8 protein-coding genes are annotated in these 12,054 nt (G+C 40.7%); all 8 read right to left on the reverse strand.

What is annotated here, in order from left to right; all coding sequences use genetic code 11:
- Positions 1–26: 26 nt before the first annotated feature.
- The 8 genes from T501_RS08365 to T501_RS08400 all read right to left on the reverse strand — a co-directional run bounded on the left by T501_RS08365 (position 27) and on the right by T501_RS08400 (position 11,972).
- The gene (locus tag T501_RS08365; protein WP_044914279.1) at positions 27–1,541 is read right to left on the reverse strand and encodes a sugar ABC transporter ATP-binding protein; all 1,515 of its coding nucleotides are present in this window, start codon (positions 1,539–1,541) and stop codon (positions 27–29) included.
- 253 nt (positions 1,542–1,794) lie between these two features.
- Entirely contained in the window at positions 1,795–2,925 is a 1,131-nt protein-coding gene (locus tag T501_RS08370; RefSeq protein WP_026510135.1) for a galactose ABC transporter substrate-binding protein, read from the reverse strand.
- Between the two features lie 417 nt (positions 2,926–3,342).
- On the reverse strand, positions 3,343–4,740 hold the full coding sequence (locus T501_RS08375; RefSeq protein WP_044914280.1) for a GGDEF domain-containing protein: 1,398 nt from the start codon (positions 4,738–4,740) through the stop codon (positions 3,343–3,345).
- Positions 4,741–4,972: 232 nt separating this feature from the next.
- On the reverse strand, positions 4,973–6,163 hold the full coding sequence (mmsB, locus tag T501_RS08380; protein ID WP_044914281.1) for a multiple monosaccharide ABC transporter permease: 1,191 nt from the start codon (positions 6,161–6,163) through the stop codon (positions 4,973–4,975).
- Complete coding sequence (gene mmsA, locus T501_RS08385; RefSeq protein ID WP_044914282.1) at positions 6,156–7,709, reverse strand: multiple monosaccharide ABC transporter ATP-binding protein; 1,554 nt, start codon at positions 7,707–7,709, stop codon at positions 6,156–6,158. The genes mmsB and mmsA overlap by 8 nt, the downstream gene beginning before the upstream one ends.
- 114 nt (positions 7,710–7,823) lie before the next feature.
- A complete protein-coding gene (gene chvE / locus T501_RS08390) occupies positions 7,824–8,975 on the reverse strand; it encodes a multiple monosaccharide ABC transporter substrate-binding protein (RefSeq protein WP_026510131.1) in 1,152 nt (383 codons plus the stop codon).
- 319 nt (positions 8,976–9,294) lie between these two features.
- The gene (locus tag T501_RS08395) at positions 9,295–10,368 is read right to left on the reverse strand and encodes a sugar ABC transporter substrate-binding protein (RefSeq protein ID WP_026510130.1); all 1,074 of its coding nucleotides are present in this window, start codon (positions 10,366–10,368) and stop codon (positions 9,295–9,297) included.
- Positions 10,365–11,972, reverse strand: coding sequence for a helix-turn-helix domain-containing protein (locus T501_RS08400; RefSeq protein WP_044914283.1), 1,608 nt, complete (start codon positions 11,970–11,972; stop codon positions 10,365–10,367). The genes T501_RS08395 and T501_RS08400 overlap by 4 nt, the downstream gene beginning before the upstream one ends.
- Positions 11,973–12,054 lie beyond the last annotated feature (82 nt).

A 12,054-nucleotide genomic window follows, 5' to 3' on the forward strand; every position in this document is an offset into this window, starting at 1 on the left:
AAGCTTGAAATAACCTCTTCAAGGAATCAGTTGAACTGTGTTGCGTAACTCATTACTTTTTCCTGAGTCATATCTGCCTCATTGTCGATTTCTCCAGTCTTCTTGCCGTTACACATTACAACCACGCGGTCGCTCATTCCGAGAAGTTCCGGCATTTCAGAGGAAATCATGATGATTGCCTTACCCTGCTTTGCAAGATCTGTCATTATTTCATATATTTCATGCTTAGCACCGATATCGATACCTCTTGTAGGTTCATCCATTATAAGGATATCGGGATCATTTGCCAGCCATCTTGATATGATAACTTTCTGCTGGTTACCACCTGAAAGGTTTGCAATGTGCTCCTGCATGTTTGGTGTCTTAATTCTGAGCTTGTTAATGCTGTCATCAACAACCTTGTTGATTCTCGCATGATCAAGTACAAATCCTGCCTGAAGGAATTTGTTATAAACAGATACGCCAACGTTATCCTTTATGGAAAGACATCCGAAAATACCCCTGGCTCTTCTATCTTCTGTTATCATTCCTATTCCGGCCTTCATGGCATCTCTCGAGGTTTTAATATCAACCTTTTTGCCATGAATCTTAATTTCTCCCTTTGAAATATTTCTTATTCCAAAGATACCTTCCATAAGTTCTGTTCTCTGTGCACCTACCAGACCGCCAAATCCTAGGATTTCACCCTTTCTGAGCTTAAAGGACACATTCTGGAATGATCTTGCATGGATTGAAGATAATCCATCAACTTCCATGATAACTTCACCGAATTTTCTGTCCTTAGGCGGATAGATGTTTGTCAGCTCACGTCCTACCATCTTGGCAATAATGTCATCCATTGACATCTCGGCTGCAGGCCATGTTCCGATATATGTTCCATCTCGCATGATTGTGATGTCATCAGCTATGCGCTTGATCTCATCCATCTTATGGGAGATGTAGATCATGGCAACTCCTCTGCTTCTGAGTTTTTCCATAATCTTGAAAAGTGTTTCAACTTCATTATCTGAAAGAGAAGATGTTGGCTCATCGAAGATGATTACCTTTGCATCGTGAGAAACAGCTTTCGCAATTTCCACTGACTGCATCTGTCCGATTGATAAAGTAGAAAGCATTGCCTTAGGGTCGAAATGCATATCAACTTCATTCAGCCACTTCTCTGTTTCTTCGTACATTGTTTTATGATCAATCACCTGAATAGGTCCTATTTTCTTAACAGGGAACCTTCCAAGGTACATGTTTTCACCGACACTTCTTGCAGGTATCGGCTGCAATTCCTGATGCACCATGGCTATTCCCATTTTCATAGCCTCATCAGGATTATTTATAATTACTTTCTGTCCATCTATAAGCACCTCACCGGCATCCATCTTATAGATTCCGAACAAACATTTCATAAGCGTGGATTTTCCGGCACCGTTTTCACCCATAAGTGCGTGAACAGTTCCGGGACGAATTGATAACTGTACGTTATCAAGTGCCTTAACGCCGGGAAATGACTTGGATACACCCCTCAATTCCAATTTGTATTCTGATGCCATAATCCCTCCTAAATTAACGATTAAATAGCCTTCATAACCTCCACCGGCCAGCATGATCCCTTGCCGGGTGGCCTCAATGGTTTGCACTGAATAACAGATAATCCTGCCGAGTGCTTTGCTCAAGTAAATCTTTTGCTATATTCTTTTACAAAATCCGTTCTTCATGTAAATGGTGCGGATACATCCTGTGCATCCGCACCATAAAAGTTTTAACTAAGTAGTTGTATTCGCTTAAAAATACCTCGCTAAGTGATTACTTAACAGCGTCAAGAATCTCCTGAGCGTTGTCAGCAGTAACCTTTACATAGTCACATCCGATGTAACGATCATTTGTACCACCTGTAAGGTAGTTGATAGCTGCATCTGCTGCGCTGTGTGACTGTGAGAAGTGATCGTTGAATACTGTACCTGTCATTGTTCCTGCGATAACATCCTCAAGTGCCTCTGAAAGAGCATCAACACCTACAAGATAGATGTCAGAACCAACTGTTCTGTTAGCAGCCTGGATTGACTGAAGAGCACCAAGTGCCATAGCATCGTTGTTGCAGAATACAACTTCTGTCTCAGGATGAGCTGAAAGTGCGTTAGCAACAAGCTGCTGAGCTGTAGCCTGATCCCAGTTACCTACCTCGTCATCAAGGCACTCAACTTCAAGGCCTGCATCCTCAAGAGCCTTGATTGAGAACTCTGTACGATACTGAGCATCTACGTTCTCCGGGTCACCTTCGATCATGATGTACTGAACCTTGCCATCCTTGTTAAGATCAACTGTGTCAAGACCAAGATCAACGATGATCTCACCCTGGTATGTACCGGACTGACGAGCATCACATCCTACATAGCATACGTTCCAGTTGTTATCTTCCCATCTCTGCTCTTCGTCTGCATCGGGCTCACGGTTGATATAAACGAGCGGGATGTTAGCGCCAACTACAAGGTCTGTAATTGTTGCAGCTGATGAAGAGTTAACAGGGTTGATGATAAGTACGTCAACACCACTTGTGATAAAGTTCTGAATCTGGTTTGTCTGAGTTGCCTGATCGTTAGCACCATCAACGATTGTGATGTTGTCAGCTGTAAAGCCCTGTGCTACGAGGTAGCTCTGAAGTTCGTTTCTGAAAAGTGTCATGAAGTTATCAGAGAACTGATAAATACATACACCAACCTTCTTGTCTGCCAGGTCGCCGCTTGCTGCGTTTACAACCTCTTCTGCTGTTTCCTCAACTGCATCAGCAACTTCTTCTGCTGTATCAGCTACTTCCTCTGCAGCTGATGAAGCTGTACTTGCTGCGTTGTCAGCTGTGTTTGATGCTGATGAGCAACCTGCAAGCATTGACATTGAAAGTGTTGCCACTGTCAAAAGACTTACTATTTTCTTTTTCATAATTATTGTGTCCTCCTATACATTTGTGCATCCATTCGTCAAAATGCACATGTTTTTGTTTACAGTTGATATTTTATCAGTACAAGTTTTCATAAAACATAGAGAATTCTTCTCTCGTTCTTGAAAATTCTATGCAAATTAGTGAAAATCAAATATTTTTCCTTATTTACAGAGGAATTTTTATATATAGTGCTTAGCCAGGCAAAAGCTTGTAAAGAAACCCTTTAAGTACTTTTGCTGAACAAAGAGTCGCTCGCGACTCTTTGCGCGCTGGTGCGCGCAAGCTTTAGCTTGCAAAATTCATCTGCGCACCAGTCGCATCCATAGCGGAGCGCTTTTTATTCAATAGGAAAACCGAAGGAATTTCCTATTGAACAAAAAACACCGGGCTTGAATGCCCGGTGCGTCATAAAATATTCAACCTCTTCTTTTTTCAGGATACTTTTCAAAGAATGCTTCTTTTTCCTCAAGTGTCTGTTTATTTGCCAGTCTGAGAGCTTTCCTTAAGTCTCCTTCAGTGTTATCAAAGGAATAGCCTATCGCAAAATAAACTCCTTCTGGATTACTTCCCCTTTCTCTGACCTTCTCTATCTTTTCTATAAAATCCTTCTCACAGGCATTTTCACATATAACTGCAAATTCTTCACCGCCTGATCTGAACACTTCTGTTTCATCAAAAACATCAAGTAAAATCTCTCCTGCTTCCTCAAGAGCTTTGTTCCCGGCGTCATGGCCGTGATTATCATTCAGAGCCTTAAGTCCGTTCATCTTGAAAAATGCCACACCGAAGGGACTCTTTACCCACTTTAGCTGCTCTGCATATTCATCAACCACTCTGTTCATGGCGGCACGGTTTCTTACACCCGTTCTCATATCCACACTTGTGAGCCATTCCAGACGGTTTATGAATTGATTATTTGCCATTTCGGAGGACAGGAAAAGTGAAAGTATTTCCAAAGTTTCTTTAATTGTAAGGGCATTATCCACATTGAAATCAGATAATAAAATATAACCCAAAACCCTCTTTCTCTGTAATAAAGGCATAAGACAAAGGCTGGTGGTATTCTCAAGCCTTAGCTTATTGGCCCACTCCGGCATAGTCTCTTCTATTCTCTCAAACTCATCCTTATTCCTCATAATAAAGCAGTCACTCTCACCTATAAGCTCTGCCCATTTATCAGCTATACTGTATGGTACTGTCATAGCAAAGTGACCTGCTGCAAAAATATCATTATTACTGCTTTGACTGATTATTTCAGCCTCTTCCTTATCAGGATTTATAGAAATTACACAGGCAGAGGACGCTCTTGTATACTCCCTGATGCTGTCAATTACCTGCTTTAGATTTGTCTTAAAATCATTGTCATTTCTAAGTTCAAGGCAGCTCTTTATAACAAATCCGGCTATAGTTGGCGAAATTGTTGAAAATTTGCCGGCATCCATCTCCTTTGTAAGCTCATATATAAACTGGCAATATCCGGTTTTGCCATCTTCCTCAGGCTTTAAAGGCAAAAGAAGATTATCTGACCATGCTCCAAGCATCTTTGTAGTATTCACATAGGTATGATATTTCTCTCCTTTGAAAGCTACCCTGTAGCACATGTCTTCAAACTCAGGTTCTTTAGGGATGTACTTTGTATAGAGTTCTCCCTCCACGTCTTCACCTGTCATACTGAACTTTTCATTAGTAGCAAAAAGTCTGATCTCTTCAAGTTCACCATCGTCATTTCTGGTTACTGAGATAATGGCACAAGGGTTCTCTACTGACTGAGCTATTATTTTGTATTTCTCATAGGTAGATTTTTCCGGATTCATTAGCCTGCCTCCTGATTTAACTATAAATCCAATAATTCAGGGATTCATTACTTGCACATAAGAAATCTATGTTTATTCTACCACATAACAATATTCGGAATAGTAAAAAGAAAATAAAGAAAGCTGTTACACCTATCCGTATGTAACAGCTTTCTGCAATTAAACCATATTATAATGCAAATTTACAGGCATAATCGTGTAATGAACCTTTAGCACTATCTTCTAATTAATATCAGTTCTTTACAATCATCTTTCCGCCGCGCTTGGAAACAACATCAAAGATAACTGCTGCCAGAAGAACGATACCCTTTACCACCTTCTGCATGTTTGCATCGACACCCATAAGTGACATACCAAGGTTGATAACACCCATAAGAACCGCACCAACGATAACTCCGGGAACAGTTCCGATTCCGCCGTAGGCAGAAGCTCCACCGATAAAGCAGGAACCGATAGCGTCCATCTCGTAGTTCTGTCCATATGTGGGCTGTGCAGATGTAAGTCTTGCGATTGTGATCATTCCTGCAAGGGCTGCAAGGAATCCCATATTTGTATAAGCAAGGAAGTAAACCTTGTTTGTGTTGATACCTGAAAGCTTTGTAGCCTTTTCATTTCCACCAACTGCGTAGAAATAACGACCTACTGTTGTGTTGCTTGTGATGTAGCCATATACAAGAACTACAACAAGAACCCAGATAAGTACTGTAGGAATACCCTTGTGCTGAGCAAGCTTGTAGGAAAAGATAACAATAACTGCTGAGATTGCAACAAGCTTTGCAATAAATGCACCAAACATCTCAACCTCATAGTTCTTTCTTGTTCTCTTCATACGATTGCTAACCTGAATCATAATGAAAAGAGCAGTTGCAACAAGACCTGCAAAGAAGCAGGTAAGGTTAAGTGTTCCGTTACCAATGAAATCTTTAACATAACAGTCAGCACCACCACCAAAGAGGTTTACGAAGAATGTCTTATCCTTGATTGAAACTGTAAGACCGTTAAGTACTACGTTTGAAAGTCCTCTGAAAACAAGCATTCCTGCCAGTGTTACGATGAAAGGAGGAATTCTTACGAATGCGATCCAGAATCCCTGGAATGCACCGATTGCTGTTCCGATGATGATCATTACGATTATTGCGATCCAGATCGGTACATTTAAGTTGACCATCAAAATCGCTCCGACAGCACCTACGAAGCAGACAACTGAACCAACCGAAAGATCGATGTTACCACCGGTCAATATACAAAGCAGCATACCTGTTGCAAGAACAAACACGTAAGCGTTCTGTGAAATCAAGTTACTAACATTCATCGGCAGAAGGATAGCTCCGCCTGTTCTCCAAGAAAAGAAAGCAACAACTATGATAAGTACAATTATCATGGTGTTTTTCTTTAAAAAGCCAAGTATCTGATTCTTACTCATGTTTAACCTCCTTATTTCCGGCTGACTGTAAGATATAAGTCATAATTTTTTCCTGAGTTGCATCTTTACCATCAAGTTCCCCGACCATTCTGCCTTCGTTCATGACATAAATTCTGTCGCACATTCCAAGAATCTCAGGCAACTCAGAGGAAATCATGATCACTGATTTACCCTCAGATACCAGCTGGTTAATAATGCAATAAATCTCGTATTTAGCACCTACGTCAATACCTCTTGTAGGCTCATCAAGTATCAGAATTTCCGGGTCTGCGAACATCCACTTTGCAAGCAGTACCTTCTGCTGGTTACCACCGGAAAGATTTCCGACATTCTGCTCAACTGTAGGAGCTTTAGTGTTGAGCTTTTTCTTATAATCCACAGCTACCTGATACTCTTTATCCTTGTTTATTACTTTTCTGTGGCTTACCTCTTCCAAATTGGCAAGAGTTGTATTGATCTTTATGGGATTGGAAAGGATAAGACCATTACCCTTTCTATCCTCTGTTACATAAGCAAGTCCATGCTTTATGGCGCTCTGTACGTTCTTAAGATTAACCTCTTCTCCATTTATAAAGAGCTGACCTGAAATGTTTTCGCCATAGCTCTTTCCGAAAATACTCATGGCAAGTTCTGTTCTTCCCGCTCCCATAAGTCCTGAGATACCAACAACCTCACCTTTTCTAACGTTGATGTTGACATCCTTTACGACTTTTCTATCCTTATATAATGGATGGTAAACATTCCAATTCTTTACCTCCATCATTACTTCGCCGATATTGTGTTCTCTCTTGGGGAAACGGTCTGAAAGCTCACGGCCAACCATTCCCTTGATTATTCTTGATTCTGAGAAATCATCAATACCTTTTGTCATGGTCTCAATTGTTGAACCATCTCGGATAACCGTTATCTTATCTGCAACATAAGAAATCTCGTTCAACTTATGAGAAATAATGATAGATGTAAGTCCACGCTCTTTCTTAAGCTTCAACAAAAGATCCAGCAATGCTTTTGAATCAGTTTCATTAAGCGATGATGTGGGCTCATCAAGTATGAGAAGTCTCGCATTCTTTGAAAGTGCCTTTGCTATCTCTACCAGCTGCTGCTTACCAACACCGATATCCTTGATAAGAGTTTCCGTACTGTCCTTTAATCCGACAATATCAAGATATTCACGTGCCAGATCACTGGTCTCATTCCAGTTGATTCTGAACTTTGTTCCTCTTTCATTTCCAAGGAACATATTCTCTGCAATTGTCATATATGGAATAAGTGCAAGCTCCTGATGAATGATAACGATTCCTTTTCCTTCGCTATCCTTAATATCATTGAACTCACACACTTTGCCGTCATATATAATATCGCCTGTGTAGGTTCCATACGGATAAACTCCGCTTAGTACATTCATCAGTGTGGATTTACCTGCTCCATTTTCACCTACCAGTGCGTGAATTTCGCCTTCTTCAACCTGGAGATTTACATTATCCAGGGCTTTCACACCGGGGAAAATTTTGGTGATACTTTTCATCTCAAGTAATATCTTCGCCAAGTTAACCCCTCCTTTTCCTATTATGCTTTTCCATTATTAAGATACCCAAATATATTTTTTCGTGGTTAGAGGCGGGTTAAATAACCCGCCTCATGAGAATACATTTAATTAGTATTACTGAAGCTGATCCTCTGTGTAGTAACCAGAGTCGATAAGAAGTTCCTTGTAGTTGTTAACGTCTGCAAATACGGGCTCGCAAAGGTATGAAGGAATAATTCCTGTGCCATTGTCATATGTCTCTGTATCGTTTACAGGAGCTTCTGTGCCCTTCATGATAGCGTCAACCATCTCAACTGTCTTAGCTGCAAGTGTACGTGTATCCTTGAAGATAGACATTGACTGCTTGCCTGCGATCATGTTCTTAACGTTTGCTACGTCACAGTCCTGACCTGTGATGATCGGCCAATCGCCTGTGTAGTTAGCTTCAAGTGAGTTTGTAACACCAAGTGCTGTAGAGTCGTTTGAGCAAAGAACTGCATCAAGCTTTGTTCCATCAGCATAGTTAGCAGAAATGATAGCATCCATTCTTGACTGCGCTGTCTCTGTTGCCCAGTTAGCTGTTGCTACGTTATCGAAGTCAACCTGTCCGGACTTAACAACAATCTTGCCTTCGTCGATGTACTTTTTAAGTACGTCAATTGCACCGCCGTAGAAGAATCTTGCGTTGTTGTCACCGGGATCACCAGTGAAGATTTCCATGTTGAAAGGACCTGCAGCGTTATCAAGATCAAGCTGATCTCTGATGTACTCGCCCTGCTTTGTTCCTACCATGTAGTTATCGAATGTAGCATAATAGCTTACTGCGTCTGAATTCATGATAAGACGGTCATAAGCAATAACCTTAACGTTCTGTTCCTTAGCCTGCTCAAGAACTGTTCCAAGAGAATCACCATCGATAGATGCGATAACAAGAACCTGTGCGCCTGAGCTGATCATGTTCTCAATCTGAGAAACCTGTGTAGCTATGTCGTTTGATGCATACTGAAGGTCAACCTCATAGCCGGCTTCCTGAAGCAGCTTCTGCATGTTCTCACCGTCCTGGTTCCATCTCTGAAGGTCCTTTGTAGGCATCGCAACACCAACCTTACCGCCGCCGGATGCTGTGGTTTCTGTAGCCTCAGCTTCTGTTGATGTATCAGTTGTTGCCTCTGTCTTTGTCTCTGTGTCAGTTGAAGCAGGAGCAGATGTATTTCCGCCACCACATCCAACAAGCAATGATGCAGCCATCGCTACTGTCAGAAAAGTACTAACTAATTTTCTCTTCATTTTGTTTCCCTCCCTAGTGAGAAATTGTTATCGGGTGTAACCCCCGTCGTTTACAGCTTAGACTTTAACATAAAAATATTAGTAATAATTTATGAAGTTCTTCAAATTTTTATAATTAAAGTTTGTAAAAAAATACCCTTATAGCATTTTTTTGCCATAAGGGTATTTGTGGTATAAAAATGTGCTATTTATTGTAAACCTCAGATATATCTGCCATTTACGATAGTAATAAAACACCGGGTATATCTGCTAATTACAATAGTAATAATTTTCTGATGCCAAGAAAATCATTAAGAAAGTCATTAGGCTATAGCACTTTTTATTCCTCTATTTGTGAGGGAACATTCAGATATACATCCTCTTTTAAGTGGAAGCCACTGTTTATTATGACTTCATCCATGTTTTCCTTGGTCACACTGACGGGATCGATCTTTAAGTAGGGAATACTATAGGTTCCATCAGATATGGTCGAGAGATCATTTTCTCCAGTTCCGATCTGTTCTTCCTTCGCAAGATTTACTGCGCATTCAGCAGCTCTCTGGGCAAGTTTTTCAATAGGCTTATAAACTGTCATAAGCTGTGTGCCTTCAACTATTCTCTGGCACGCCTCAAGATCTGCATCCTGTCCCACCACCATAATCTTTCCAGCCAGGCGCTTCTCGGAAAGTGCTGTAACAACCCTGCTTGCAAGATCATCATTGCCGCACATGATCGCATCACATTCCGAAACCACATCCATGTTTTTATACATGTATTCGCCTGCAAGCTCCGCTTTCCAGCCATCACAATAATACGAATCCACTATTTCGTTTCCATTTTCTTCCATAACGGATTTGAAGCCGTCGCAGACCATTGGTACATTATTGTCCTTGGGAGAACCATTTATCATTGTTACTTTTCCGCCCACAAGTCCATTGTCCACCAGAGCCTGTCCCATAAGCTCTCCGACCTTCTCATTATCAAAGGATATATAGAGATCCACATCTGAATCGCTTATCAGTCTGTCATATGCTATGACTTTTACACCTGCATCCTTTGCCTTTTTGATATTTGTCTTTAAAGCCTGAGAGTCAATACAGACGATCACTATTACATCCATTTTCTTTTTAATAAAATATTCTATCTGCTTTTTTTGCTCTGCAACATCTCCATTTGCATTTTGAATATTTACATCTGCTCCAAGCTCTTTAGCCATGGAGACAAACACATCCCTGTCTCTCTGCCATCTCTCAATGACAAAAGAATCAAAGGTCACACCTATCTGTATCTTCTTTTCCTCATCCTTTCCCTGAGTTCCCTGCAAAGTCTCTTCACTTCCGCATCCAACGGGAAAAATACAAAGTACAAGTATAATTATAAGAGCCTGCATTATTCGTTTAGCTAGTATTTTCATCTGTTCACAGTCTTCCTATCCTTATATTCTGTTGGCGTAAGTCCTACGTTTTTCTTGAAGCTTCGGCTAAAGTAGTTAGGATCTGCATAGCCGCACATAAGACATATCTCTTTCATTGATTTATCAGAATTAAGCAAAAGATCCTTTGCTTTTTCAATCCTGACACTGGTGAGATATTCTATAAAATTGGATCCACTCTCATCTTTAAAAATCTTGCTGAAATAATATGGCGATATATTAACAACTCTTGATACATCATCCAGTGAGATATCCCTGGAGTAGTTCTCTTCTATGTATTTCTTTGCAGTCTTGATGGCGTCAGTGGATTTTTCCGCACGTTTTATGAAAACATTTCTGCAGGCATCCGAGATTTTTTTCATAAACCATTCCTTGAGCTCATCTGCCGTCTCAAGCGCCATTATTTCAGGAAGATAGTGATTTCTTCCTGAGTAATGATATGTCTGCCCGCCGTTTAAATACATAAGGTGTTCCGCATAAAGGGAAAATTCCAGCACCTTAAGGCGCATCGCCATTATGTCACCGTTGCTGCTAACCTGAGTCATCCAGTCAGCGTATTTCTCCGCTATGGCTATGGCTTCATCGATATCACCCTTTGAAACCGCATCAAACAAGGGTTTTTCCAAATCGATTGGATATCCCTCATCATAATCGCAGTTAATAGGAAGATCCTCAACATGCGCAACCGTTCCGGTGGTCGCAATCAGTGCATTTAATGCTTCATGATAGGAATCCCCAAGCTCCAGAAGTGGTTTGATCTTGCCCACTCCGATTCGGAATTTAATATCAGTTCTTTTCCTTAAGTACCTTGCAAGCTCCCTTGCCCTATCGACTACTTCCGATCTGGTGGCATAATCCATTTTATGCTCTGATGTCGGAACCAGAACCGCTATCTTATTTGCCATAACGTTTCCGATCTTACAGTCAAAAAATTCCTTTACACACTCTCGTATTTCCTGATATTTTCCGGAAACTTTAACAGAGCTTCCGATGGCATTAGTCATGTGATTGCCCTCCTGAGCATCACCGCTGACTATTGCCATCATGTATCCATAATCCTCTTTAATTCCAAGAATTGTTTTGTAGTTATCTATATCCTCCTCAAAATGCTCCTGCAAAAGAATATCGTAGATAAGTCCGTTTTCAATAATAGGCTCGACAGTTTCAAGCTTTTCTCTGATTAAAAGGTCGCTGCTTCGCTTTTCCCGCTCTCTATCTATCTGCGCCATGGCCTTTTTCAGGACTTCAATGATCTTCATTTTATCGACAGGCTTATTTATATAGTCAAGAACCCCGAGCTTTATGGCCTCTTTTGCGTAGTCGAATTTATCATAGGCAGTCATAACTATGAAAATAGTGTTTGCGGAAAACTTCTTAATTTCCTTCATGGCTTCAATACCATTTATACCCGGCATGTGAATATCCATCACTGCAATATCCGGTCTGAAGCGCTCTGCCAGCTCTATGACATTTCTCCCTGTCTTGGCAAACTCAACATCGCACTGATTCCCAAACTCCTTCTCTATTATGAATTTCATCGAGTCAATGACGATACCCTCATCGTCTGCAAGCATTATTCTGTACATATTACCCCAATCCTATACCCTTTATTTCTTTTTATAAGCTTTATTCTTGAATCCCAAATTTTAATTCTTAAATTACGAGCAT

This window comes from Butyrivibrio sp. WCE2006, assembly GCF_000701985.1.
Classification (GTDB): domain Bacteria; phylum Bacillota; class Clostridia; order Lachnospirales; family Lachnospiraceae; genus Butyrivibrio.